General features: G+C 67.0%; 21 protein-coding genes and 1 pseudogene. 12 read left to right on the top strand and 10 right to left on the bottom strand.

Annotated elements, in window-relative coordinates:
• Nucleotides 1-13 precede the first annotated feature (13 nt).
• Together VAR608DRAFT_RS36515 and VAR608DRAFT_RS36510 are read left to right on the top strand one after the other, a co-directional pair.
• On the top strand, nt 14-601 hold the full coding sequence (locus tag VAR608DRAFT_RS36515; RefSeq protein WP_088958509.1) for an IMPACT family protein: 588 nt from the start codon (nt 14-16) through the stop codon (nt 599-601).
• 131 nt (nt 602-732) lie between these two features.
• The gene (locus tag VAR608DRAFT_RS36510) at nt 733-1,266 is read left to right on the top strand and encodes a bactofilin family protein (RefSeq protein WP_088958508.1); all 534 of its coding nucleotides are present in this window, start codon (nt 733-735) and stop codon (nt 1,264-1,266) included.
• Between the two features lie 7 nt (nt 1,267-1,273).
• On the opposite strand, the gene VAR608DRAFT_RS36505 is transcribed toward VAR608DRAFT_RS36510, so the two are convergent.
• On the bottom strand, nt 1,274-2,098 hold the full coding sequence (locus VAR608DRAFT_RS36505; RefSeq protein ID WP_088958507.1) for a DUF72 domain-containing protein: 825 nt from the start codon (nt 2,096-2,098) through the stop codon (nt 1,274-1,276).
• Between the two features lie 129 nt (nt 2,099-2,227).
• On the opposite strand from VAR608DRAFT_RS36505, the gene VAR608DRAFT_RS36500 reads away from it, so the two are divergent.
• Together VAR608DRAFT_RS36500 and VAR608DRAFT_RS36495 are read left to right on the top strand one after the other, a co-directional pair.
• Nucleotides 2,228-3,724, top strand: a complete 1,497-nt coding sequence (locus tag VAR608DRAFT_RS36500; RefSeq protein WP_088958506.1) for a M20 family metallopeptidase — start codon at nt 2,228-2,230, stop codon at nt 3,722-3,724.
• Nucleotides 3,721-4,566, top strand: a complete 846-nt coding sequence (locus tag VAR608DRAFT_RS36495; protein WP_088958505.1) for an alpha/beta hydrolase — start codon at nt 3,721-3,723, stop codon at nt 4,564-4,566. The genes VAR608DRAFT_RS36500 and VAR608DRAFT_RS36495 overlap by 4 nt, the downstream gene beginning before the upstream one ends.
• Before the next feature lies 1 nt (nt 4,567).
• Here the strand turns inward: VAR608DRAFT_RS36495 and VAR608DRAFT_RS36490 are convergent, their stop codons facing one another.
• From VAR608DRAFT_RS36490 to VAR608DRAFT_RS36470, 5 genes are all read right to left on the bottom strand, one after another.
• On the bottom strand, nt 4,568-5,737 hold the full coding sequence (locus VAR608DRAFT_RS36490) for an MFS transporter (RefSeq protein ID WP_088958504.1): 1,170 nt from the start codon (nt 5,735-5,737) through the stop codon (nt 4,568-4,570).
• A gap of 78 nt (nt 5,738-5,815) precedes the next feature.
• A complete protein-coding gene (locus VAR608DRAFT_RS36485; protein WP_088958503.1) occupies nt 5,816-6,283 on the bottom strand; it encodes a YidB family protein in 468 nt (155 codons plus the stop codon).
• 46 nt (nt 6,284-6,329) lie between these two features.
• Nucleotides 6,330-7,685 (bottom strand): M20/M25/M40 family metallo-hydrolase, encoded by a 1,356-nt coding sequence (locus tag VAR608DRAFT_RS36480; RefSeq protein WP_172843950.1) that lies wholly within the window; start codon nt 7,683-7,685, stop codon nt 6,330-6,332.
• A gap of 33 nt (nt 7,686-7,718) precedes the next feature.
• Nucleotides 7,719-8,429 (bottom strand): 16S rRNA (uracil(1498)-N(3))-methyltransferase, encoded by a 711-nt coding sequence (locus tag VAR608DRAFT_RS36475; protein WP_088958501.1) that lies wholly within the window; start codon nt 8,427-8,429, stop codon nt 7,719-7,721.
• Nucleotides 8,430-8,471: 42 nt separating this feature from the next.
• Complete coding sequence (locus VAR608DRAFT_RS36470; RefSeq protein WP_088958500.1) at nt 8,472-9,566, bottom strand: aminoglycoside phosphotransferase family protein; 1,095 nt, start codon at nt 9,564-9,566, stop codon at nt 8,472-8,474.
• 101 nt (nt 9,567-9,667) lie between these two features.
• On the opposite strand from VAR608DRAFT_RS36470, the gene VAR608DRAFT_RS36465 reads away from it, so the two are divergent.
• The 3 genes and pseudogenes from VAR608DRAFT_RS36465 (at nt 9,668) to rsmA (ending at nt 14,315) form a co-directional block, all read left to right on the top strand.
• Nucleotides 9,668-12,082 carry an LPS-assembly protein LptD gene (locus tag VAR608DRAFT_RS36465; RefSeq protein ID WP_088958499.1) on the top strand — a complete coding sequence of 805 codons (2,415 nt, stop codon included), beginning with the start codon at nt 9,668-9,670 and terminating at the stop codon, nt 12,080-12,082.
• An 18-nt stretch (nt 12,083-12,100) separates the two neighbouring features.
• Nucleotides 12,101-13,483: a peptidylprolyl isomerase gene (locus VAR608DRAFT_RS36460; RefSeq protein ID WP_088958498.1), complete on the top strand. Its 1,383-nt coding sequence runs from the start codon at nt 12,101-12,103 to the stop codon at nt 13,481-13,483.
• 105 nt (nt 13,484-13,588) lie between these two features.
• Nucleotides 13,589-14,315, top strand: a pseudogene (gene rsmA, locus VAR608DRAFT_RS36455) (16S rRNA (adenine(1518)-N(6)/adenine(1519)-N(6))-dimethyltransferase RsmA).
• A 128-nt stretch (nt 14,316-14,443) separates the two neighbouring features.
• Here the strand turns inward: rsmA and VAR608DRAFT_RS37360 are convergent.
• The 4 genes from VAR608DRAFT_RS37360 to VAR608DRAFT_RS36440 all read right to left on the bottom strand — a co-directional run bounded on the left by VAR608DRAFT_RS37360 (nt 14,444) and on the right by VAR608DRAFT_RS36440 (nt 18,055).
• Nucleotides 14,444-14,665 carry a hypothetical protein gene (locus VAR608DRAFT_RS37360; protein ID WP_157731202.1) on the bottom strand — a complete coding sequence of 74 codons (222 nt, stop codon included), beginning with the start codon at nt 14,663-14,665 and terminating at the stop codon, nt 14,444-14,446.
• Nucleotides 14,644-15,063: a barstar family protein gene (locus VAR608DRAFT_RS36450; RefSeq protein ID WP_231973081.1), complete on the bottom strand. Its 420-nt coding sequence runs from the start codon at nt 15,061-15,063 to the stop codon at nt 14,644-14,646. Before VAR608DRAFT_RS36450 ends, VAR608DRAFT_RS37360 begins: the two co-directional genes overlap by 22 nt.
• A 59-nt stretch (nt 15,064-15,122) precedes the next feature.
• Nucleotides 15,123-15,536, bottom strand: a complete 414-nt coding sequence (locus VAR608DRAFT_RS36445; protein ID WP_088958497.1) for a ribonuclease domain-containing protein — start codon at nt 15,534-15,536, stop codon at nt 15,123-15,125.
• A gap of 179 nt (nt 15,537-15,715) precedes the next feature.
• Complete coding sequence (locus tag VAR608DRAFT_RS36440) at nt 15,716-18,055, bottom strand: NADP-dependent malic enzyme (RefSeq protein WP_088958496.1); 2,340 nt, start codon at nt 18,053-18,055, stop codon at nt 15,716-15,718.
• Nucleotides 18,056-18,219: 164 nt separating this feature from the next.
• Between VAR608DRAFT_RS36440 and VAR608DRAFT_RS36435 the strand changes: the two genes are divergently transcribed.
• From VAR608DRAFT_RS36435 to VAR608DRAFT_RS36415, 5 genes are all read left to right on the top strand, one after another.
• On the top strand, nt 18,220-19,266 hold the full coding sequence (locus VAR608DRAFT_RS36435) for an SPFH domain-containing protein (protein WP_088958495.1): 1,047 nt from the start codon (nt 18,220-18,222) through the stop codon (nt 19,264-19,266).
• Between the two features lie 63 nt (nt 19,267-19,329).
• On the top strand, nt 19,330-20,817 hold the full coding sequence (locus VAR608DRAFT_RS36430) for a DUF4178 domain-containing protein (RefSeq protein ID WP_088958494.1): 1,488 nt from the start codon (nt 19,330-19,332) through the stop codon (nt 20,815-20,817).
• A 24-nt stretch (nt 20,818-20,841) separates the two neighbouring features.
• Entirely contained in the window at nt 20,842-21,060 is a 219-nt protein-coding gene (locus tag VAR608DRAFT_RS36425) for a DUF350 domain-containing protein (RefSeq protein ID WP_088958493.1), read from the top strand.
• Between the two features lie 11 nt (nt 21,061-21,071).
• Nucleotides 21,072-22,610, top strand: a complete 1,539-nt coding sequence (locus VAR608DRAFT_RS36420; RefSeq protein WP_088958492.1) for a polyamine aminopropyltransferase — start codon at nt 21,072-21,074, stop codon at nt 22,608-22,610.
• Complete coding sequence (locus VAR608DRAFT_RS36415) at nt 22,607-24,178, top strand: FAD-dependent oxidoreductase (RefSeq protein WP_088958491.1); 1,572 nt, start codon at nt 22,607-22,609, stop codon at nt 24,176-24,178. Before VAR608DRAFT_RS36420 ends, VAR608DRAFT_RS36415 begins: the two co-directional genes overlap by 4 nt.
• Nucleotides 24,179-24,181 lie beyond the last annotated feature (3 nt).

Here is a 24,181-nt window from a genome sequence, read left to right as displayed (position 1 = left end):
CACGGGGCGACTCATGTCATTCACGCTGGCGGCGCCCGTCCATAGCGAACTGCTGATCCGCAAGAGCCGGTTCATCGGTTGCGTGCAGCCGGTGGCGGATCGCACTGCCGCGCAAGCCGTGGTGGCGAGCTTGCGCAGCCAGCATCCCGGCGCCGCGCACGTCTGCTGGGCGCTGATGGCCGCAGGCCAGTCGGCCGCGAACGACGACGGCGAGCCGGGCGGCACGGCGGGCCGTCCGATGCTCGAAGTGCTTCGGCATCACGAACTCGAAAGCGTGCTGGCGACGGTGGTGCGCTACTTCGGCGGCGTCAAGCTCGGCGCGGGTGGCCTCGTGCGCGCCTACACCGACAGCGTTGCGCAGGCGCTGGCCGGCGCGCTGCTGGTTCCGCTGGTGCGACAGCGCCATCTGCACTGCGCAGTGCCCTATGCGTTCGAGGGCCTCGTGCGAAGGGAGATCGCAGCCGTCGGCGCGACGCTCGACGATGTGCGGCACGAGAGCATGGTGCGCTTCTCGTTCTCGCTGCCGGAGCCCTCTGCGAATGAATTCATTGCCCGGCTGGATGATGCGACGCAGGGTCGCGTTGCATGGGCGAAGGGGTGACCAGCGATCGAGCGAACACGAAAGGATTATTCGCGGCTCGTGTATGACTTATTCGGTTACGCCTCTTGCGCAATGAAGTGCCGCCAACCGTAATGGCGTTCTTAGGATAGGCGTTTTCGAGGAGCTCCCCATTGGCTACACAGTCCCCCTTCTTCGGCAAGCGTGATCGCGACGCCGACAATCTCACGTCCCGCCCCGCGCCGCTGATGGGTTCCGGCACCAATCTCTCGGGCACGCCCGTCAATCCGTCGACCCTCACCACCCAGGCCGCCAACGCCGCGGCCAGCGTCGCCAAGGAAGGCGGCAGCAAGCTCACCGTCGGCCCGAACATCAAGCTCAAGGGCGTCGAGATCACGGACTGCGACACGCTCGTGGTCGAAGGCCTCGTCGAAGCAACGATGGATTCGCGCGTGATGCAGATCGCCGAGCAGGGCGCCTTCAAGGGCTCGGCCGAGATCGACATCGCCGAGATCCGCGGCCTGTTCGACGGCAACCTGACGGTTCGCGAGAAGCTCGTGATCCATTCGACCGGCAAGGTCACCGGCAAGATCCGCTACGGCAAGATCGTGATCGAGGAAGGCGGCCAGCTTTCCGGCGAGATCACCTTCGGCGCCGCGACGTCGGGCAGCAAGCCCGCCACGTCCGCGCTGCAGGCCGCAGCCTGAGCCGCGTTCAGCGCAAGCGCTCGATCAAGGCACCGGCAGCTGCCGGTGCCTTTTCTTTTGCGCCGTTGATGAAGAAGACGAACACATCGCGCGCATCCGATCTCTTCTGCCTGCCTTCTTCGCCGACCAAGGCCAGCGAAGAAGGCATGCCGCCCTTGGCCCAGGTCTTCGCCGCATCGGCCCATTCGTCGAGCGCCTTCGGCGCATAGCCCGCGGCCTGCTGCGCGTCGCAGTTCATGAGGCGCGCATAGACGAAGTCGCCCGTGGGGTCCGCGATCGACGGAAACTTCGGCGAATCCGTGTACACCGTCGCCACCTTGTATTTGCGCGCCAGCGCAAGGTACTCGGCGCTGCGAAAGCTCTCGTGCCGCACGTCGAGCACATGCCGCAGCGCGCGACTGCCCTCCTTCTTCGGCAGCAGTTCGAGAAAGCCCGCGAGGTCCTCCGGATCGAAGACCTTGGTCGGCATGAACTGCCACACGATCGGCCCCAGCTTGCTGCCGAGTTCGCCGATGCCGCTGTCGACGAAGCGCCGGATCGAATCGCCGGCGGTCGCGAGCGCCTTGCGGTTGGTCGAGAAGCGGGAGGCCTTGAGCGAGAACACGAAGTCGTCGGGTGTCTCGTCATGCCACTTCTTGAAACTCGCCGGCTTGAAGGTGCTGTAGTAGGTGCCGTTGACTTCGATCGCGGTGAGGTGGCGGCTCGCGTAGTGGAGTTCCTGCGCATGCGCAAGACCGGCCGGGTAGAAGTTGTCGCGCCACGGCTCGTAGGTCCAGCCGCCGACGCCGACGCGGATGCGTTGCGATGCAAGGACCTCGGTGTGCGCGGGCATGGCAATCCTCTGGAGCGATGGCGAAGCCCGCCTTTTAGCGCATCCGGTGGCGGGTTGTCACCCGCACGCGCGGCGCCGATACGCACTAACATCGTTCCTCTCACCCCCTCCCCGCGGAGTACCCTCTCAATGAACGCCCCTCTCCACCGCGAAATGCCCGCCGGCCTGCTCGACGCCGAGCGTGCGCTCTCCGATGTCTCGTCCAAGTGGGACAACGACATCGTCCGGCAACTGACCGACTACATCGCGATCCCGGCCAAGTCGCCGGGCTTCGACAAGGACTGGGTGCAGAACGGCTATCTCGAGACCGTGCTGCGCAACGCGGCTGCGTGGGTCGAGGCACAGAAGATCGAGGGCCTCAAGCTCGAGATCGTCCGGCTCGAAGGCCGCACGCCGGTGCTCTTCTTCGAAGTGCCGGCCACCGGCACCGGCATGAAGGAAACCGTGCTGATGTATGGCCACCTCGACAAGCAGCCCGAGTTCACCGGCTGGCGCAGCGACCTCGGCCCGTGGACGCCCAAGTACGAGAACGGCCTGCTCTACGGCCGCGGCGGCGCCGATGACGGCTATGCGGTGTATGCGAGCGTGGCGGCGATCCAGGCCCTCAAGGCGCAGGGCGCCGCGCATCCGCGCATCGTCGGCCTGATCGAGACCTGCGAGGAATCCGGCTCGTACGACCTGCTGCCCTATGTGGATGCTCTGCGTCCGCGGCTGGGGGATGTCTCGCTCGTCATCTGCCTCGATTCCGGCGCGGGCAACTACGACCAGCTCTGGCTCACCACGTCGCTGCGCGGCATGGCCAGCGGCACGCTGAAGGTCGAGATCCTGACCGAAGGCGTCCACTCGGGCGATGCCTCCGGTCTCGTGCCTTCGAGCTTCCGCATCATGCGGCAGGTGCTGGACCGTCTCGAAGACAGCAAGACCGGTCGTCTCCTGCCTCAAGGCTTCCATTGCGAAGTCCCGGCCGAGCGCCTGGCCCAGGCCAAGGCCACGGCCGCGATCCTCGGCGAAGAGGTCTACAAGCGCTTCCCATGGGCGCACTACGACTGCGGCGGCGCGGCCGCCTTCGCCTTGCCGACCACCACCGATCCGGTGGAGGCGCTGCTCAACCGCACCTGGAAGCCGACGCTTTCCGTCACCGGCGCGGAAGGCTTCCCGGCGTTGAAGGATGCGGGCAATGTGCTGCGCCCCTACACCGCGTTCAAGCTGTCGCTGCGCTTTCCCCCGCTGGTCGATGCGGACCAGGCGGTGCAGCAGCTCAAGACGCTGCTCGAAGACAACGCACCCTATCAGGCCAGGGTCACGTTCGAGAGCAATGGCGGCGCGACCGGATGGAATGCGCCGGAGACCGCGACGTGGTTCGAGCGCGCGCTGAACGCCGCATCGCGCGCGCACTTCGGCGCCGACTGCGGCTACATCGGCCAGGGCGGCACCATCCCGCTGATGAACATGCTGAGCGTCGGATTCCCGAAGGCGCAGATGATGGTCTGCGGCGTGCTGGGCCCGAAGAGCAATGCGCACGGGCCCAATGAATTCCTGCACGTGCCGTACGCGAAGAAGCTGACGGCCGCCGTGGCGGAAGTCATCGCCGCATTGCCGGCGGCTGCCGGCGGCGTCGTCGCTTGAGGTCGCTGCCGGCGCGCCACGCGCTGCGCACGCCCGACGGCGAGACGCTGGCGCTGCAGGACTGGTCCGTGGAGTCGGGCGCCGCGAGGGCGGTGGTGGTCGTGGTCCACGGGCTCGGCGAGCATGCGGGGCGCTATGCCCACGTGGCCGATCGACTCAACGACTGGGGCTTCGAGGTTCGCGCTGTCGATCACTACGGACACGGCGCGTCCAGCGGCGCGCGCGGCGGATTGCCGACGGTGGATCGGCTCCTCGACGATCTCGCGCTGGTGATCGACGACACGCGGCAGACGCACCCGGCGCTGCCGCTGGTGCTGCTGGGGCACAGCCTCGGCGGGCTGGTGGCGGCCAGCTTCGTCGCGCGCGGCGTGCGCCCGGTCGATGCGCTGGTGCTGTCGTCGCCGGCGCTCGATCCGGGCTTGAGCGCATTCCAGAAATTCCTCGTCGCCACGCTCTCGCGCATCGCGCCGACGCTGCGCGTGGGCAATGGACTCGACCTGCAATATCTCTCGCACGATCCGGCCGTCGCGAAGGCCTACCGCGCGGATAGCCTGTGCCATGACCGCATCGGTGCGCGCCTCGCGAGATTCCTGGCCGACGAAGGCGCCAGCGTGCAGGCCGCGGCGGCGCGGTGGGCGGTGCCCACGCTCCTGATCTACGCAGGCGACGATCGTCTCGTCGACCCGGCCGGCAGCCGCGCCTTTGCGCAGGCCGCGCCGCCGTCGATGGTCAGCACGACCTGCTACGCCGGCCACTACCACGAGATCTTCAACGAGCGCGAGGCCGATCCCGTGTTCGAGCGGCTTCGTCGCTGGCTCGACGAACGCTTCGCCCTGCCCTAGCCTAGACCGCCGCGGTGACCATGCGGCGGCGCGCAAGCCACAGCAGCGCGATCGCGGTCAGCACCAGCGGCACCAGCGATCCGAAATTCAAGAGACGCCAGCCCTGCGTCGTGACCAGCACACCGGAAGCGAACGAGGTCAGCGCGAGCGTGGCGAACATGCAGAAGTTGAGCGCACCTTGTGCGCGGTCCTTCTCTTCGGCCGTGAAGGTGGCGAGCGAAAGCGTGGTGGCGCCGGTGAAGAGGAAATTCCATCCGATGCCGAGCAGGAACAGCGCGATCACGAACTGCTGCAATTCAACGCCGGACAACGCCACCGCAACGCATGACAGGTTGAGCAGCAGCCCGGTGCCCATCACCGGCAGCACGCCGATGCGCCGGATCAGGTGGCCCGTGAAGAAGCCCGGCGCGAACATGCCGATCACGTGCCATTCGAGAACGAATGCGATGTCCTCGAAAGGAAGGCTGCAGACCTGCATCGCGATCGGCGTGGCCGCCATCAGCAGGTTCATCACGCCGAAGCCCAGCGAGCCGGCGACCGCGGCAACGATGAATGCCGGCTGGCGCGCGATCTCCGCGAGCGGGCGGCCTCCGGCCGTGGCGCTTTTCGCCGGCGGCGCCGGAAAGTCGATGAACTGCATCATCGCCATCGAGGCCAGGGCGACGATGGCGAGCGCCATGTACGCACCGGCAAAAGGCACCTCGAACCAGTTGCGCGTGACCGAGGCGAGGTTGGGGCCAATCACCGCGCCGATCAGGCCGCCGGCCATCACCATCGACACCGCCTTCTCGCGCCAGCCGGGCGCGGCGAGTTCGGCCGCGGCAAAGCGGTAGAGGTTGGCGTTCGCGTTGTAGTAGCCGGCCACGACCGTTGCGAGACACAGGAGCCAGAACTCCTTCCACACCGCCGCCTGTGCGCACAGCAGCGCGGAAACCAGCGCGACCGCGAGCCCGATCTGGAACGAACGTCGCCGGCCGAAGCGCCGCTGCGTTCGCGCGACAAGGCCGGTCGATAGCGCGCCGCCCACCACATACGCCATGACCGGCAGCGTCGCCATCCAGCCGCGCGGCGCGAGCGACAGGCCGACGAGGCCGTTGATGGCGATGAAGGCGACGTTGTTCGTGAGGAACAGGCCTTGGCAGAAGGTGAGCAGCCAGAGATTGCGGTTCATGAAGTTCTTATGTGGTGGACTCACGAAAATGGCGCCTTGCGGCGCCATCTTCCTGTCGAAATGACGGGGCTTTCTTCGTCAACCCTTCTGCAGCAGTCCGCTGAGCGAGGAGAGCAGATCGTCCTGGTTGCCCAACCCTTCGGCCGGCACCTGGCCCTTGGGCGTGAGGTGGTCGATCAGCGTCGGCAGCAAGGTGGCGAGCAATGGCAGCAGGGTCGCGCTGTTCATGCCGAGCTTCTGCGCGATGCCGGAGACGACGTCGTCGCCGAGCACGTTGTGGAGCTGCCCGCCGGAAATCGGCGCGTTCTCGCCGTGGCCGATCCACGAGCCGATGACATCGCCCATGCCCGCCTGCTCGAACTTCGACACCAGCCCACCCAGTCCGCCTTGCTCGCCGTTGTTGGCAAGCAGGCCGCCGAGCGCGCCGGCGATGTTGCCCAGATCGCTCAGCCCGCCCGGGCCGCCGAGACTGCCGATGCCGCCTGTCTGTGGTTGCGCCTGAGCGCCACCGAGCACTTGTCCGAGAACCGAGTCGAGCAATCCCATGATGGGCTCCTCTAGAGATTCAGATGTCAAATGGAAGGAGTGTGCCCTACCTGGAACGCGGCGGGCGCTTCGGCAGCAGCGGTTCACTGACGCCCTGTACGCCGACCAGTCCGAGCACGGTCACCAGGGCATTCTGCGCGCCCTTCCAGCCCTCTGTCACGTCGATCCATTCGGACAGTGCGTGAAAGCCGCCGGTCTTGCCGCCGCTGCCGATGATGATCGCGGGAATGCCGAGCGACATCGGCACGTTGGCGTCGGTGCTGGCGCCCGACAGCAGCGTCTTGTGGCCGAAAGCCGAATTGGCGCGCACGGCCGCCTCGACGATCACGGAGTCCGATCCGGTACGGCCGCCGGGCCGCTCGCCGATCAGCTTGCTGGTGGCGCCGAGGGTCGTGACGTTCCAGCGCCTGTTCTCCTCCGCCACCGCTTCGTCGACCGCGGCGAGGATCTTCTTCTCGGTCTCGAGCAGCGCGGCCGTGTCGTCGGACCGGATGTCCACCGCCATGCGCGCGTCCGGCGCGATCGTGTTGACCGACGTGCCGCCGCTCACGAGGCCGACGGTGAACGTCGTCTTGGGAAAGCTCGGCGTCTTGATGTCGGCGATCTTCGCGATCGCGCGGCCCATGGCGTGGATCGCGCTGGGCACCTGTCCGAAGGCCGCGTAGCTATGCCCGCCCGGACCCTTGAAGCTCACTTCGTAGCGGTGGCTGGCGGTGCCGAGCACCAACACGTTGCCGTCCGGCGCGGGCTCGAGGCCGACCATCCCGTCGATGTCGAGGTGGTCGCGGAAGATCGCCTTCATGCCGCGCAGGTTGCCGAGTTCTTCCTCGCCGATGTTGCCGGCAAAGATCAGGTCGCCCACGGTCTGGATCTTGTTGTCGTTCAGCACCTTGAGCCACGACAGGAGCACCGAGAGCCCGCGCGTGTCGTCGGAGATGCCGGGCGCGTAGAGCCTGCCGTCGCGCTCCTTGACCTTCACGTCGGTGCCGGCGGGGAAGACCGTGTCGAGGTGCGCCGAGATCAGCAGCCTGGGGCCGTTGCCGGTGCCCTTGCGAACGCCGATCACGTTGCCTTCGCTGTCGATCTTCGCGTCGCCGAGGCCGAGGGCCTTCAGGCGCGCAAGAAAGGCCTCGGCGCGCTTGTGCTCCTTGAAGGGCGGCGCCTCGATCTCGGTGAGCATCTTCAGGTCTTCGACGGAGCGCTCATGGTCGGCCTGGAGCGCGTCGAGCAAGTCCTTGATGGCGGGTGCGGCGAGAAGCTGCGTGTAGGCCTGATCGACCGCCGGGCGCACCTGCGAAGGCGTCGGGGCTACCGCATTGCTCTGGGCCTGTGCGCCGGCTGCGGCGCAAAGCGCCGCGAGCATGACGGGCGCGAATCGGAAGGAAGACAGTCGCAATGACATGGGAGCAAAGGGGATCGGGGCGTTTGCGGACAGTCAGGACAGCGATGCGAGCGCGGCGAGCGCCGCCGTCTCGGCGCGCAGGACACGTGGGCCGAGCGAGACCGGCACGAAGCCGCGCTCGATCGCATCCGACTCCTCGGCGTTGCTGAGGCCGCCTTCGGGCCCGCTCAGCACCCATGCGTCGGCGCCTTCGTTCGGCGCGACATCGCGCAGGGGTCGCGATCCTTGCGCGAAACTCAGGACGAATCGCCCTGGATCGGCGCTCGATGCAGCGAGCCAGTTCGCGAAGGTCTGCACCGGGTGGATCTTCGGCACGCGATTGCGCCCGCACTGCTCGCACGCCGCGATGGCGATGGCCTCCCAGTGCGCGCGTTTCTTGTCGGCGCGCTCGCCGGAGAGCCGGAGCACGGCATGCGCCGTCATCAGCGGCTGGATGCTGGCGACGCCGAGTTCGGTGGCCTTCTCGACCAGCCAGTCCATGCGCTCGTTGGCCGGCATGCCGACCGCGAGGTGCACGGCGCGTGCGGCTTCGCGTTCGATCGCGCTGTGCTCGCCCACGCGCACCTCGACGTCGCTTCGGCCCATGCGCTCGACGGTCGCCGCGTATTCACCGCCGGAGCCGTCGAACAGCGTCAGGCTGTCGCCGGGCTGCATCCGCAGCACCTGCACGTGGCGCGCAGCACCGGGCGGCAGCGAGAGTGAACTGTTGGAAGCCAGCGCGACGGCGCAGTGAATCCGGGCCACGTCAGCTTCCCATGGCGCGCGCGCGAAGCCTGGGGGAGAACGTCATACCCTTCCGTAGGCGAAGCCGGTTTGCGGCTGCGTGCCCTCGATCTCGTCGATCACGCGCAACAGCGGCGCGAGTTCGCGATAACGGCCCGCGGTGGCCCGGATGTAGCTGATGAAGCGCGGCGCATCGGCCAGGTACTTCGGCTTGCCGTCGCGCAGCGTGAGGCGCGCGAAGATGCCGGCCACCTTCAGGTGGCGCTGCAGGCCCATCCATTCGACCGCGCGATAGAAGGCGCCGAAGTCCTCGTCGACGGGCAACCCGGCCTTGCGGGCCTTCTGCCAGTAGCGCACGGTCATGTCGATCACGAAGTCCTCTTCCCAGCTCAGGAAGGCATCGCGCATCAGGCTCGCGATGTCGTAGGTGATCGGGCCGTGAACGGCGTCCTGGAAGTCCAGCACGCCGAGCGGCGCGCCGTCATTGACCATCAGGTTGCGTGGCATGAAATCGCGGTGCACGTAGACCTGCGGCGCCGCGAGGTTGTTCTCCACGATCAGGCCGAACGTGCGGTCCAGGCGCTCCTTGAGCTTGCCTTCGACCGCGATGCCGCGGTGCCGGCCGATGTACCACTGCGGAAACAGCGAGAGCTCGCGCTCCAGCAGTGCCTTGTCGTACGGGGGAAGCACGTCGGGCTTCGAAGCGAGCTGCCAGCGGATCAGGCTGTCGATCGCCTGCTCGTAGAGCGGACGCGCGGCAGCGGGATCGGCCGGGTCGATCACGTCGAGCATGGTCTGGAAGCCCAGGTCGTCGAGCAGCAGGAAGCCGTTTTCCCGGTCCCATTCGAGGATTTGCGGGGCCTTGACGCCGGCGCCGGCCATCAGCTCGGCGACGTGGACGAACGGCGCGCTGTTTTCCTGTGCGGGCGGTGCATCCATCACGATGCGCGTCAGCGCCTCGCCGCTCGTGTTGACGCGGAAGTAGCGCCTGAAGCTGGCATCGGCCGAGGCAAGGCGGACCGTATCGGGAAGCAACTGGTGTTGCGGCGCGATCCGTTCCATCCAGCGCTGAAAAGTCTGGGCCCGCGCCGCGTCTGTCCACACGGGGGATTGAGAAACTGTCGCGGCGCCGCGGGCCGGGATCGAAGAGGCTGTCATGGATAATCAATTCTACAAATCCGCCTGGCGCGGAGCCTCTCAACCCGACGGCCCCCGGGGCGCCGCGTTCCCCTCCAGACGCTATTTGTCCTTCCCTACCGATGCCTGACCTGAACCGAGCCGCCTGGCGCCGGTGCCGCCCGCCTTTGCCGCTGGCCGTGCTGTCGCTCGCCCTGCTGCATGCGCATGGCGCGTGGGCGCAGGAGGCGGACCTGGATGCACCGCTGGTGCTCAAGCGCACACCCCAGCTCACCGAGGTGGTTCCGGAGAACCTGCGCGGGCGGATGCCGAGCTTCATCGACGGGGACCGCATCTTCGGGCAGCCCGACCTCGGCACGGTGGTGGAAGGCAATGCCACGCTGCGTCGCGGCGACACCCTGATCCGCGCCGACCGCCTCGAGTACTACCAGCCCGAGGATCGCGCCCGGGCGACCGGCAACGTGCATGTCAACCAGGCCGGCAACATCTACGAAGGCCCGGAGCTCGAGCTCAAGATCGAGACCTTCGAGGGCTTCTTCAACAAGGTGCGCTACGAGTTTCTCGCCAACGGCGGACATGGCGACGCGGAGCGCATCGACTTCATCGACAGCAACGTGTCGGTGGCCCGCATGGCCACCTACACCACCTGCCGGCCGGAGGACTATCCGGGCTGGATGCCGGCCTGGCTGCTCCGGGCCCGCACCATCACCACCGATACCGAGGAGAACGTCGGCGTCGCCACCAGCGCCCAGATCACCTTCATGGGCGTCAGCACGCCACCGTTCCCGTCGATCAGCTTCCCGCTGAGCAATGCTCGCAAGACGGGCCTGCTGCCGCCGGTCGTCGGGATCGACAGCGTGAACGGCTTCGAGGTCACGACGCCGTACTACTGGAACATCGCGCCCAATCGCGACGCAACGCTCTATCCGACCTTCATGAGCAAGCGCGGCATCAACCTCGGCACCGAGTTCCGCTACCTCGAGCCGACGTACAGCGGCGAGATCCGTGCCGACTACATGCCGGACGACAAGCTGCGCGATCGCGATCGCTGGGGCGTCTGGACGCACCACGAGCAGCGCTTCGATGCCAAGCCGCTGGGGCTCGACTCACTGACCGGCACGCTGAACATCAACCGCGTGAGCGATGACGACTACTGGCGCGACTTCACGCGCACGCCGTCGCTCACGCAGCGGCTGCTGGCCAACGACGGCATCCTGCGCTGGACCTCCGGCGACTGGAGCGGCATGGCGCGCGCGTTGAGCTACCAGACGCTCCAGTACGCGCCTTCGCCGATCCTGCCGCCGTACGACCGCCTGCCGCAGATCACCGCGGACTACAACAAGTACGACTGGAACGGCTTCGACTTCACGCTCAACACCGACTACTCGCGCTTCCGCGGCCCCAGCCAAGCGCTGCAGCAGCAACTCGCCGGCTACGTGCAGCCCGACGGCGAGCGCGTGTTCGGCCTGGCCTCGCTGAGCCGCCCCTTCCTGACGCCGGGCACCTTCGTCATCCCGAAGGTGATGCTGAACGCGACCGCCTACCAGTTCGACGCGCCGCTCCTCACCAATGGCGCGACCTCGGCCACCCGCGTGGTGCCGACCTTCAGCCTCGACAGCGGCATGATCTTCGAGCGCGACGCCAGCTACTTCGGGCGCGCGTTCCGCCAGACGCTCGAGCCGCGTGCCTTCTACGTCTACACGCCGTTCCGCAACCAGAACGACCTGCCGAACTACGATTCGGCAGCCAACGACTTCAGCTTCGCGACCGTCTACACCGAGAACGCCTTCTCGGGCAACGACCGGATCTCCGACAGCAACCTGCTCACCCTCGGGGTCACGTCGCGCCTGATCGATCCCGACACCGGCGCCGAAGCGGCGCGATTCGGCATCGCGCAGCGACTGCGCTTCGCGAACCAACTGGTCACCTTGCCAAATGGCACGCCGGTTACCGATCGTTTCAGCGACATCCTGCTGGGCGCGCAGATCAACTGGACGCCGAAGTGGAGCGTGGACGGCACGGTCCAATACAACCCGGACCAGCACGACTCGACCCGAACCGCGATCAGCGCGCGCTACAACCCCGGCCCGTACCGCACCATCAGTGCTGCCTACCGTTACCAGGCCGACACCACGTCGACCTCCAACGACGGCAGCAGGTCGATCGACGTCGGCTGGCAGTGGCCGATCAACGATCTCTGGGGCGACTACGGCAAGGATCTGGGTCCCGGGCGGGGGCAAGGGGGCGGACGCTGGTACGCTGTAGGCCGTCTGAATTACAGTCTGCAGGACAGCAAGCTGACGGACGGCGTGCTCGGCCTGGAATACGACGGCTGCTGCTGGATCGGCCGCGTGGTGGTGGAACGGATCACCACCGGGCAGGTCACAGCCAGCACCCGCATCATGTTCCAGCTCGAACTCGTCGGCTTCGCAAGCGTGGGAACGAATCCGGCGCGCACTCTGACGCAGAACATCCAACGCTACACGCCGCTGCGTCAGCCGACGCTGGCGCCGAGCCGCTACACCAATTACGACTGAGATAGATAGAGCCTCGCCATGAAACACATTCGCTCCATCGTTACGCTGGCCTGTCTCGCGACTCTGGCGGCCTCCGCCGGCGCGCAGGGCCTGGGCATCACCGACATCATGCGTGCCGGCCCGCGCATCGTGCCGCCGCCGGCCGCAAGCTCGCCGGCGCCCAATGTGCAGCGGTCGGCCGAATACATCGTGGCGCTGGTCAACTCCGAGCCGGTCACCAACACCGAGGTCCAGCTTCGGGTGGCGCGCGTGCTGCGCGAGAATCCCGAAGCCGAACGGATGCCGCGCGCCGAAGTCACGCGCCTCGTGCTCGAGCGGATGATCACCGAGCGCGCGATGCTGCAGCTCGCCAAGGAGTCCGGCATCAAGATCGACGATCTGGCGGTCGACCAGGCCGAACAGACCGTGGCCCGGCAGAACCAGATCACGGTGACCGAGCTGCGGCGCCGGGTCGCCGCCGAAGGCATGTCGCAGGACCAGTTCCGGCGCGAGCTGCGAGATCAGCTCACGCTCACGCGCCTGCGCAACAGCGAGGTCGAATCCAAGGTCAAGATCAGCGACGTCGAGGTCGACCAGTACATTCGCGAGCAGCGCAGCGGCGGAAATGCGTCGATTGCTCCGAACCTCAACATCGCGCAGCTGCTGGTCATCGTCCCCGAGAACGCGAGCGATGCGGATGTGGCCAAGCTGCAGCAGCGCGCGCAGGGCCTCGCCCAACGCGCCCGCGCCGGCGAAGACTTCAGCAAGCTCGTCCAGGAAAACTCCGATGCGCCGGACCGTGCCGGCGGCGGCGCCATGGGCATGCGCAGCGCCGAACGCTATCCCCCGCTCTTCGTGGAGGCGACACATTCGACGCCGGTGGGCGGCATCGTGGGACCGATCCGCTCGGGCGCCGGCTTCCATGTGCTGAAGCTGCTGGCCAAGTCGCAGCCGGGTGTCGGCGATGCCGTCATCACGCAGACGCAGGTCCGCCACATCCTGTTGCGCAACGATCCCAAGCGCACCACGGCCCAATCGGTCGCTCAGCTGAACGATTTCAAGGATCGCATCCAGCGCGGCGTCGCTGATTTTGCGGGCCTCGCTCGCGACAACTCGGAGGACGGAAGCGCCAAGAGTGGCGGCGACCTCGGGTGGTCGCGACCCGGCCAGTTCGTGCCCGAGTTCGAGGAGGCGATGAACCGCCTCAGTCCCGGCCAGATCAGCGACCCCGTGGTGTCGCGCTTTGGCGTGCACCTGATCCAGGTGCTCGATCGGCGCGACACCAAGCCCACGCAGGTCGAGCAGCGCGAGGCCGCCCGCGCAGTGCTGCGCGAGAAGAAGATCGAGCAGAACAGCGAAACCTGGGCCCAGGAGGTTCGTGCGCGTGCCTATGTGGAATACCGCGAACCCCCACAGTCATGATGGCCGCGGGATGAAGACCACCCGTTTCAGGGCCTCCGCGCGTGGAGCGCGGGGGTGAGGCAGCACATCCCCCGCAAGCGGTTCGGCCAGCACTTCCTGGCAGACATGGCCATCATCGATGCGATCGTGCGCGAGATCGCCCCGAAACCCGGCGATGCGATGGTCGAGATCGGCCCCGGTCTCGCGGCCCTGACGCAGCCGCTCGTGGAGCGACTGGGTCGCCTGACGGTGATCGAGCTCGACCGCGATCTGGCCGAGCGCCTGCGCAGACATGGCCAGCTCGACGTCGTGGAATCCGACGTGTTGAAGGTTGATTTCGCGGCGCTCGCGGCCCGGCTGGCGGCGCCGCCCCGCCACGCGGCTTCGCGTCGTCGGAAATCTGCCCTACAACATCTCGACGCCCATCCTTTTCCATCTGCTGGACTTCGCGGACCTGATCGCCGACCAGCATTTCATGCTGCAAAAGGAAGTGATCGACCGCATGGTCGCAGTGCCCGCGACCTCCGACTACGGCCGCCTGAGCGTGATGCTGCAGTGGCGCTATGCCATGGACAACATCCTCTTCGTGCCGCCCGAGAGCTTCGATCCGCCGCCGCGCGTCGACAGCGCCGTGGTGCGGATGGTGCCTTTCGCCGAGCCGCCAGAGGTCGATGCCGATCTGCTCGGCGAAGTCGTGCAGGTGGCCTTCAGCCAGCGCCGCAAGCTCCTGCGCCACAGCCTCGGCAAGTGGCTGGAGCAGAAGAACTTCGCCGGCGCCTTCGACACCCAGCGCCGCGCGGAGGAAGTCCCGGTCGCCGAGTACCTCGCCCTCGCCCAGCAGCTCCGAAAGTGAAAAAGCCCGTCATCGACGGGCTTTCGTTGGTGAAACACCGCGGAACCGGCTCTGCCGGGCCGCTGGTGTTGCCCCCGGTAGGGGGTTGGCGGCTACACGAAGTGAGCAAGCCTGGGGGCGAGCAACAATCAGGCGGCTGCGAGCCAGTACCCGGCGTTGAAGGGGCTGCTCATGCGCAGCGCCAACGGGGACACGTCGACCAATTTGTCCGTCGGCATCTTTTCCGCCGTCGGGTCGGCCTCTTGCGCCTTTTCGACCTCGGCACCTGCGGCGCCGTTTTGCTGAGCCTCGTTCGCCCGTTCTGCTTGGCTGGTTTGTGCAGAACGGGCTACAGAAAAGAATAGAAGCACCGGAAAGGAATTTTCCGATCCCCCCAGTAGTCCGCCGCGTCGCGGAAGATGTCGAGAAGCTGCTCGCGCGCTTCCTTGTCGAACTTGGCGTTGGCGGGAATCTGTTCGAGGACGATGACGAAGCCCGGCTGCGGGCCCGACTTGTGCAGCGGATCCGTCATGCAGTCGTAGAGCGCGTCGAAGTTCTTCCCGAAGTGCTGGGGGAACATGAATTGCTGCGCGATCAGATCCAGGACGTCCTGCTTGGTCTGGGCGTTGCCGAGGTTGGCATACAGAAAGTGCTGACCGGCCGCATGTGCTGCCTCCTGCAGGTCGCTCACGCGAAACGCGCGAATCGACTGCACGATGTTGGGTCGCACGCCACGAAGGGATTGGGTCATCTCCGCTGGTCTTTCCATGGTTGTCGTCATCATTTCTCAGGACGCAGTTCTGCGCCTCTCCAAATTCATTTCATCGCTCAGGGAACGATCCGCCTGAAGCTCGCGTAGTGATCCGCCGTATACCAGCAGGACGTTGGTGTCGTGCGCTCGCCTCCGCAGACGATCCGCTTCGCACCACGATCACGCGAACCGGGCGTTTCGACCGTGTACTCTCGGTAGTGGCCTCGACGTTCCTGAGGCAGCAGGCGTTCGCGGTTGCCGAACACGATGCCGTCCTTCTCATAGCGGAAAGGGCCACCCCTGAAGATGGCCTCGTAGGTACGCTGGCCTTGCACCGGCAATTCGGCCAGCGCGATCGTTTCCTGTGCCGGCTGGCCGGTACGGGTGCCGGTCCATTCGCGTGCCTGGACACCATTCGCGAGAGCCACCAGCAGCAAGCTAGTGAGCGCAAACTTGGACACAGGGGACGAAATCGAGGCGAAAACCGCCATGGGGCACCAGAAAAAAGAGCGAGGGCCGAATCGGGGTCCACCCATTGGGGTAAACCCTCAAATTCAAGCCCGTAAGTGTGCACCAGGGGCGCGCAAATAGCAAGCGCCTGCTCAATCTTTGAGCAGGCGAATGGGATTGGCGGCCGTCAGGAAGTCAGCGCTTGCTTGCGGAGGTGCGCTTACCTTTCGGCGTTCGCGTCGGCCACGGTCAGCGCCGTCATGTTCACGATGCGCCGAACAGTCGCACTCGGCGTGAGAATGTGCACAGGCTTGGCCGCTCCGAGCAGGACCGGGCCGATCGCGATGTTGCCGCCGGCCGCCGTCTTGAGCAGGTTGTAGGCAATATTGGCCGAATCGATGTTCGGGAACACGAGCAGATTGGCGTCGCCGGACAGCGCGCTGTGCGGCATGACCGATGCGCGCTGCTTGCCGTCCAAAGCAACGTCGCCGTGCATTTCGCCGTCCACTTCGAGCCACGGCGCCTGGGTGCGCAGCAGTTCCAGCGTCTGCCGCATCTTGATCGCGCTGGGCTGGTTGCTGCTGCCGAAATTCGAGTGCGACAGCAGCGCCGCCTTGGGCTTGATGCCGAAGCGCATCATCTCTTCCGCCGCCATCGTCGTGATCTCCGCGAGTTCTTCGGGCGTCGGGTCGTAGTTGACGTGCGTGTCGACCAGGAACAGCTGCCGGTTCGGCAGCAGCAGGCCGTTCATGCAGGCGTAGATCGGCACGTTCTGCGACGTGCTGGCGCAGCCGCCGGGACGCTTGCCGATGACCTGGTCGATGTAGTGCAGATGGATCGCGGTCGTGCCCCAGGTGCCGCAGATCATCCCGTCCACGTCGCCCTTGTGCAGCAGCATCGAGCCGATCAGCGTCAGGCGACGGCGCATCTCGATCTTCGCGGTCTGCACCGTCGTGCCCTTGCGCTCGGTCATCCGGTGGTAGGTCTGCCAGAAATCGCGGTAGCGCTGGTCCCACTCGACGTTGACGATGTCGTAGTGCACGTCCTGCTTCAGGCGCAGGCCGAACTTCTCGATGCGCTGCGCGATGATGGCCGGCCGGCCGATCAGCGTCGGCCGTGCGATGCCTTCGTCGACCACGATCTGGGCGGCGCGCAGCACGCGCTCTTCTTCGCCTTCGCAGAAGGCGACCCGCTTCTTCGGCGCGCGCTTGGCGGCGTCGAAGATCGGCTTCATCGTGGTGCCGGAGGCATAGACGAAGGTCTGCAGCTTGTCGCGGTAGGCGTCGAGGTCGGCGATCGGCCGCAGCGCCACGCCGCTGTCGGCCGCCGCCTTGGCGACCGCGGGCGCGATCTTCATCATCAGCCGCGGATCGAAGGGCTTCGGAATCAGGTATTCGGGGCCGAAGCTGAGCTTCTCGCCCGCATACGCGGCGGCCACGCGCTCGCTCTGCTCGGCCTGCGCGAGTTCGGCGATGGCATGCACCGCCGCCACTTCCATCTCATCGGTGATGGTGGTCGCGCCGCAGTCGAGCGCGCCGCGGAAGATGTACGGGAAGCACAGGACGTTGTTGACCTGGTTCGGGTAGTCGGTGCGGCCGGTGGCCATGACCACGTCGTCGCGCACCGCATGCGCGTCTTCGGGCGCGATCTCGGGGTTCGGATTCGCCAGCGCGAAGATCACGGGCTTGGCCGCCATCTTCGCGACCATCGCGGGCTTGAGCACGCCGCCGGCCGAGAGGCCCAGGAACACGTCCGCGCCCTCGATCACCTCGGACAGGGTGCGCGCGTCGGTCTTCTGCATGTACTGGCGCTTGTCGTCGTCCATCAGCTCGGTACGGCCTTCGTAGACCACGCCGGCGAGGTCGGTCACGTAGACGTTCTCGCGCTTCAGCCCCACCTTGAGCAGCAGGTTCAGGCAGGCCAGCGCCGCGGCGCCCGCGCCGGAAGTGACGAGCTTGACCTGCGAGATGTCCTTGCCGACGACCTTCAGGCCGTTGAGCATCGCCGCGGCGACGGTGATCGCGGTGCCGTGCTGGTCGTCGTGGAAGACCGGGATCTTCATGCGCTTGCGCAGTTCGCGCTCGACATAGAAGCAGTCCGGGGCCTTGATGTCCTCGAGGTTGATGGCGCCGAAAGTGGGCTCCAGCGCGGCGATGACCTCGACCAGCTTGGCCGGGTCCTTCTCGTCGATCTCGATGTCGAACACATCGACGCCGGCGAACTTCTTGAAGAGCACGCCCTTGCCTTCCATCACCGGCTTGGAAGCCAGCGGGCCGATGTCGCCGAGGCCCAGCACCGCAGTGCCGTTGGAGATCACCGCCACGAGGTTGCCGCGCGCGGTGTACTTGAAGGCGTTGACCGGGTCCTTGACGATTTCCTCGCAGGGGGCCGCCACGCCGGGCGAATAGGCCAGCGCGAGGTCGCGCTGGTTGATCATCTGCTTGGTCGCGGCGATCGCGATCTTTCCCGGGACCGGATGCTCGTGGTATTCGAGGGCGGCGCGACGCAGCTCGGCACGTTTGTCCTCGGGCGAGGGAATCGATGAAGTCGGATCGGACATTGGGCCGTGCCTCCTGTGACGCTTCTAGAAAGGGCGCCGATTGTAGACCTCGCCTCCTTTCGCTCATGAAACGTGGGCTTCGCCGGGAAGCACGGAAATGCACGGCGGGCAGGGCTTCCGCGGTGTGGCAATATCACCGACCGAGCATTTGTAGGAGCAGCTCCATGGCGCTGATGGATTTCATCAAGAAGCAGTTCATCGACATCATCCAGTGGACCGAGACCGGCGACGGCACCCTGGCATGGCGCTTCCCGATGGCCGACATGGAGATCCAGAACGGCGCATCGCTCACGGTGCGCGAATCGCAGATGGCCGTGTTCGTCAACGAAGGCCAGGTCGCCGACGTCTTCGGCCCCGGCATCTACAAGCTCACCACGCAGACCCTGCCGGTCCTCACCTACCTCAAGAACTGGGACAAGCTCTTCGAGTCGCCCTTCAAGAGCGACGTCTATTTCTTCAGCACGCGCCAGCAGGTCGACCAGAAGTGGGGCACGCCGCAGCCGATCACCGTGCGCGACAAGGACTTCGGCGCGGTGCGGGTGCGCGCCTTCGGCAACTACAGCTTCCGCATCGGCGATCCGAAGCTGTTCCACACCGAGATCTCGGGCACGCGGGGCGTGTATTCGGTGGCCGACCTCGATGGACAGCTTCGGGGGCTCGTGCTGCAGAACATCAGCAACGCGATCGCGTCGAGCGGCGTGCCCTTCCTCGACCTCGCCGCCAACCAGGTCGAGTTCGCGCGGGCGCTGGCGGCGCAGCTGGTGCCCGAGTTCGCGAAGATCGGGATCAAGCTCGAGAACATCACGGTCCAGAACGTCTCGCTGCCCGAAGATCTGCAGAAGGTCCTGGACCAGAAGATCGGCATGGGCATGGTCGGCAACGACATGGGCAGGTTCATGCAGTACCAGACGGCGCAGGCGATCCCGAAGATCGCCGAAGGCGCCGGCGGTGGCAGCGGCATCGCCGGCGATGCGATGGGCCTGGGCGCCGGCGTCGCGCTGGGGCAGGTGCTGGCGCAGAACCTGTCGCAGGGGCTGAGCCAGAACGCCGCCGCCGCGGCCGCGCCCGCCCAGCAGCCGGTGGTCGCGGTGGTCAATCCGGCCGACGTCATGACGACGCTGGAGAAGCTCGCCGAACTCAAGACCAAGGGCATCCTCACGCAGGAAGAATTCGACGCCAAGAAGGCGGAGCTGCTGAAGAAACTCGTGTGACGCCCGCAGCTTTCGCGGGACATCCAGACCACCCACCCGCAGGTTGGCCCTCTTCGGAGCGCCATGGCTGAGAACGGCGCCAGCCAGCGCTACTACCGCGCGCCCTGCCCCGGCTGCGGCGCGCCGGTCGAATTCCGCTCCGCGCAATCGACGCATGCGGTGTGCCCCTACTGCCGCAGCACGGTGGTGCGGCAGGGCGAGACGCTCGCGCGCACCGGCAAGATGGCGGAGCTGTTCGACGACTTCAGCCCGCTGCAGCTCTTTGCCGCCGGCCGCGTTCACGATCGGCCGTTCACGCTCATCGGCCGCTTGCAGTACGGCTACGACGGCGGACGCTGGACCGAATGGATCGCTGCGCTCGACGACGACCGCACCGGGGTCCTGAGCGAGGACAACGGCGCCTTCGTCTTCGCGCTGCCTTTCGACCTGCAGCGCGCCGCGCCGTCCGCCGCCGAGCTGCGCGTCGGCGCGACCATGGCCTTCCATGGCCAGCCGTACACCGTCACGTCGAACGAGCAGGCCGCGCTGGTCTCCGCCCAGGGCGAACTGCCCCGGCTGCCCGAACTGGGCCGCCGCTTCGCAGTGGTCGAGCTGCGCGGCGAAAACGGGCAGGTGCTGAGCCTGGAATACGACACCGATCCGCCGAGCGCCTGGCTCGGCCGCGCGGTGCAGCTCGAGGACCTGCAGCTCACCGGCCTGCGAGACGAATCGGCGAAGGAGGAAAAAGGCCGCAGCTTCAACTGCCCGAACTGCGGCGCGACGGTCACCGTCAATCTCGCCGACAGCAAGAGTATCACCTGCGCCTCGTGCAGCAGCATCATCGACCTGACCCAGGGCATCGGCGGCAAGCTGCGGCACGCGCTGCAGGACGAACCGGTGCAGCCGCTGATCCCGCTCGGCACGGTCGGGCAGCTGCAGGGCCTCGACTGGCAGGTCGTCGGCTTCCAGCACCGCATGGGCGTGGCGCCGGGCGACGACGAGCATTTCGGCTGGAGCGAATACCTGCTGTTCAACCGCAAGCGCGGCTTCAGCTTCCTCGTGGACTCGGAAGACGGCTGGAGCGTGGTCCGCCCGACCACCGGCGCGCCGACGATGAGCAAGGACGGATCGAAGGCCACCTACCTCGGCACGGTCTACAAACAGCTCTACGCCTACAACGCCGAGACGTCCTACGTGGCCGGCGAGTTCTACTGGCAGGTCCAGCGTGGGCAGAAGACCTTCAACCGCGACTTCGCCAGCGGCTCGTCGCTGCTGTCGATGGAGCGCTATGCCAACGAGCTCACCTGGTCGTCGGGCAGCAGGATCGACAGCGCTGCGGTGGCCGCCGCATTCAAGCTCGGCGGCCGCAAGGACATGTTCAAGCGCAACGACGCGCTGCCGCTGAGTGCGGGGGCTGGCGTCGGCTGCGGCACGATCATCCTCGTCGTGGTGGTGATCGTCATCCTGCTGATCATCCTGAGCACATGCAGCGGCCCCGGCGGCGGTGGCGGCGGCATGCGCAGCTCGGGCGGTTCGTACGGTGGCTATTCCAGTGGCGGCGGCCACAAATGATGTTTTTATCCGGAGGTCCTCATCATGAGATTTGAATGGTTGAAGCCGGACGTCGTCCTCGGCTCGCTCGTCTATGCGTTTTTGGGCGTGGCCATCTTCTGGCTGTGCTTCCTCGTCATCGACAAGCTCACGCCCTACGACCTGTGGCAGGAGATCGTCGAGAAGCAGAACGTGGCGCTGGGTGTGATCGTCGCGGCGATGAGCCTGGGCATCTGCGTGATCGTGGCTGCGGCCATCCATTGACCGGTACGGCCTTGTCTGCGCGTCCGGCCGCCGCGAGCGGCCCGCAGCCCGTCGCGATCGCGCTGCTCGCCAGCGTGTTCGTGGTCGCGGCCTGCGGGCTGGTCTACGAGCTCAGCGCGGCGGCGCTGAGTTCGTACCTGCTCGGCGATTCGGTGCTGCAGTTCAGCACCGTCATCGGCACCTATCTCTTCGCCATGGGCGTGGGCTCGTGGCTCTCGCGCTATTTCGATCGGCAACTGCCGGCGCACTTCCTGCGCATCGAGTTGCTGGTGGCGCTCATCGGCGGCGGAATGCCGGCGCTGCTTTTCATCGCCAACGCCTATGTGCCGGGCGCGTTCCGGCTGCTGCTCTACGGCATGGTGCTGGTGGTCGGCGCCCTGGTCGGGCTCGAAATCCCGCTGGTGATGCGGATCCTGCGCCGCAATGTCGCGCTCAAGGAGCTCGTGTCGCAGGTGCTGACCTTCGACTACCTCGGTGCGCTCGCGGTGTCGATCGCCTTTCCGCTGCTCTTGGTGCCGCAGCTCGGGATGATCCGCACCGGCCTGCTGTTCGGCCTCATGAACGCGGCGGTCGCGGTCTGGGCGCTCTGGCTCTTCCGCCACGAGCTGCGGCGGGTCGGCGCGCATGCGACGGCCTGTGCGCTGGTGCTGCTCGCGCTCGCGGCGGCATTCGTCCTGGCCGACCGCATCACGACGCTCGCGGAGGACAAGTTCTACCAGGACCGCATCGTCTTCAGCGCGACCTCGCCCTACCAGCGCATCGTGGTCACGCACGGCAACGCCGGCTACCGGTTGTTCCTCAACGGCAACCTGCAGTTCGCCGAGCGCGACGAATACCGCTATCACGAAGCGCTGGTGCATCCGGCGATGGCGGCGCACGGCGCGCCGAAGAAGGTCGCGGTGCTCGGCGGCGGCGACGGCATGGCGGTGCGCGAGATCCTCAAGTACCCGTCGGTGGAAAGCGTGACGCTGGTCGAGCTCGACCCGAACATGACGCGGCTCTTCACCGAGCACGAGACGCTCGCCGCGCTCAACGGCGGTTCGCTCAAGTCGCCCAAGGTGCGGATCGTGAACGCCGATGCGTTCCAGTGGCTCCAGCAGCCGGGTGACATGTTCGACGTGATCGTGGTCGACTTCCCGGACCCGACCAATTTCGCCATCGGCAAGCTCTACACCAGCTCCTTCTACGCGCTGCTCGACAAGCGGCTCTCGGCGAGCGGCTATGCGGTGATCCAGACCACCTCGCCGCTGATCGCGCGCAAGAGCTTCTGGACCGTCGCTGAGACCCTCGAATCGGTCGGCCTGCAGGTCGCGCCCTATCACGCGCACGTGCCGAGCTTCGGCGAGTGGGGCTACATCATCGCGAGCCACAGGCCTTACCGCCTGCCGGGCGCCAGCGCCCTGCCGCAGGGGTTGCGCTTTCTTTCGGCCGAGAGCCTGCCGCTCCTGTTCGACTTCCCGCTGGACATGTCGCGGGTGCCGGCCGAGGTGAACCGGCTGTCGAACCAGGTGCTGGTCACGACCTACGAGCAGGAGTGGGGCAAGCGGTGAAGCGCCGCATGTTCCTGGGCGGGGCTGCGGGCGCGGCGGTGCTGGCCGGCTGCAAGCCCGCGCCCGGGATCGCAGGCGGCTTCACGGGCATCGACGTGGCACGCGGCCATGCACTGCGTGACGGCAGCTTGCAGGCCGGCGGCGCGCCGGATGTCCTGCACCGTACGCAGGTGGTGATCGCCGGCGGGGGCATCGCAGGGCTGGCCGCTGCGCGTGCCTTGCGGCTCGCCGGGATCGAGGACTTCGTGCTGCTCGAACTCGAGGACAGCGCGGGCGGAAACAGCCGCGGCGGTGCGGTGAACGGCATCGCCTGCCCGCTCGGGGCGCACTACCTGCCGGTGCCCGGCGATCACGCGCGCGAGGTGCAGGACCTGCTCGAGGAATTCGGCCTTCGCCGGCGCGTCGCAGGGCGCTGGGAATACGACGAGCGCCACCTCTGCCACAGCCCGCAGGAGCGCCTCTACTTCCGCGGCGAATGGCAGGACGGCCTGCTGCCGCTGCAGGGCGTGGGCGAAGCCACGCTCGCGCAATACCGCCGGTTCTCGCAGCGCGTGGAGGCGCTGCGCCGCGAGGCGCGATTCGTGATCCCAACGCTCAGGGCCGAAACGGCGCCGCTGCTGCTTTCGCTGGACGCGCTCTCGTTTGAGGCGTGGCTCGACCGCGAAGCCTTCACCGACGCGCAGCTGCGCTGGTACCTGGACTATTGCTGCCGCGACGACTACGGCGCCGGCATGACCCATGTGTCGGCCTGGGCGGGGCTCCACTACTTCGCGAGCCGCCACGGATTCCACGCACCCGGCGACGACAACCCGGAACGCGACGCGGTGCTGACCTGGCCCGAAGGCAATGCCTGGCTCATGCGCCGGCTGGCCGATCCCCTGGGCGAGCGCCTGAAGACCGGCCATGCGGTCACGCGCATTGCCGAAACACGCGGCGGCGTGGAGGTCGATGCCTTCGACGTCAGGGCGCGATCGGGCATCCGGTGGCAGGCCGAGCGATGCATCGTGGCGCTGCCGGTTTTCATCGCCGCGCGCGTGGTCGAGAACCCGCCCGAGGTGCTGAGGCGCGCCGGGTCGCTGATCCGGCATTCGCCGTGGCTCGTCGCCAACATCCACGTGCGCGAGCCGCTGGCCGACCGGCCCGGGGCGCCGCCGAGTTGGGATAACGTGCTCTACGGCACGCGCGGGCTCGGCTATGTCGACGCGCGGCATCAGAGCCTGGATCCGACGCCGCGCGCCACCGTGCTGAGCTGGTACCGCCCGCTCGGGCCCAGCGCCTTCGATGGCGGCGACGGGCGCAGGCAGCTGCTCGACCGGCCGTGGAGCGGCTGGCGCGACGACCTGATCGCGGAGCTGTCGGTGCCGCACCCCGACCTGCCGGCGCTCGCGACGCGCATCGACATCACGCGCTACGGCCACGCGATGGCGATTCCGGCGCCCGGGCTGCTGCGGCAGATCGGCGCCCCGGAGCGGGTCCGTGCCGGCCGCCTCAGCTTCGCGCACGGCGACTGGTCGGGCTACTCGATCTTCGAGGAGGCGTTCATCCGCGGCCACCTGGCCGCGGCTTGACGC

This window comes from Variovorax sp. HW608, assembly GCF_900090195.1.
In the GTDB taxonomy this organism is placed as follows: domain Bacteria; phylum Pseudomonadota; class Gammaproteobacteria; order Burkholderiales; family Burkholderiaceae_C; genus Variovorax.
The sequence above is the reverse complement of the archived record's forward strand: the minus strand, read 5'-3'. Positions and strand labels throughout refer to the sequence as shown.

Bases quoted from the DNA above. Each gene is read 5' to 3' on its own strand.
- VAR608DRAFT_RS36515 (WP_088958509.1), top strand. From the start codon at position 14: ATGTCATTCACGCTGGCGGCGCCCGTCCATAGCGAACTGCTGATCCGC.
- VAR608DRAFT_RS36470 (WP_088958500.1), bottom strand. From the start codon at position 9,566: ATGACAGCCTCTTCGATCCCGGCCCGCGGCGCCGCGACAGTTTCTCAA.
- VAR608DRAFT_RS36490 (WP_088958504.1), bottom strand. From the start codon at position 5,737: ATGAACCGCAATCTCTGGCTGCTCACCTTCTGCCAAGGCCTGTTCCTC.
- VAR608DRAFT_RS36440 (WP_088958496.1), bottom strand. From the start codon at position 18,055: ATGTCCGATCCGACTTCATCGATTCCCTCGCCCGAGGACAAACGTGCC.
- VAR608DRAFT_RS36435 (WP_088958495.1), top strand. From the start codon at position 18,220: ATGGCGCTGATGGATTTCATCAAGAAGCAGTTCATCGACATCATCCAG.
- VAR608DRAFT_RS36430 (WP_088958494.1), top strand. From the start codon at position 19,330: ATGGCTGAGAACGGCGCCAGCCAGCGCTACTACCGCGCGCCCTGCCCC.
- VAR608DRAFT_RS36460 (WP_088958498.1), top strand. From the start codon at position 12,101: ATGAAACACATTCGCTCCATCGTTACGCTGGCCTGTCTCGCGACTCTG.
- VAR608DRAFT_RS36485 (WP_088958503.1), bottom strand. From the start codon at position 6,283: ATGGGATTGCTCGACTCGGTTCTCGGACAAGTGCTCGGTGGCGCTCAG.
- VAR608DRAFT_RS36500 (WP_088958506.1), top strand. From the start codon at position 2,228: ATGAACGCCCCTCTCCACCGCGAAATGCCCGCCGGCCTGCTCGACGCC.
- VAR608DRAFT_RS36480 (WP_172843950.1), bottom strand. From the start codon at position 7,685: ATGTCATTGCGACTGTCTTCCTTCCGATTCGCGCCCGTCATGCTCGCG.
- VAR608DRAFT_RS36425 (WP_088958493.1), top strand. From the start codon at position 20,842: ATGAGATTTGAATGGTTGAAGCCGGACGTCGTCCTCGGCTCGCTCGTC.
- VAR608DRAFT_RS36505 (WP_088958507.1), bottom strand. From the start codon at position 2,098: ATGCCCGCGCACACCGAGGTCCTTGCATCGCAACGCATCCGCGTCGGC.
- VAR608DRAFT_RS36450 (WP_231973081.1), bottom strand. From the start codon at position 15,063: ATGGAAAGACCAGCGGAGATGACCCAATCCCTTCGTGGCGTGCGACCC.
- VAR608DRAFT_RS36465 (WP_088958499.1), top strand. From the start codon at position 9,668: ATGCCTGACCTGAACCGAGCCGCCTGGCGCCGGTGCCGCCCGCCTTTG.
- VAR608DRAFT_RS36445 (WP_088958497.1), bottom strand. From the start codon at position 15,536: ATGGCGGTTTTCGCCTCGATTTCGTCCCCTGTGTCCAAGTTTGCGCTC.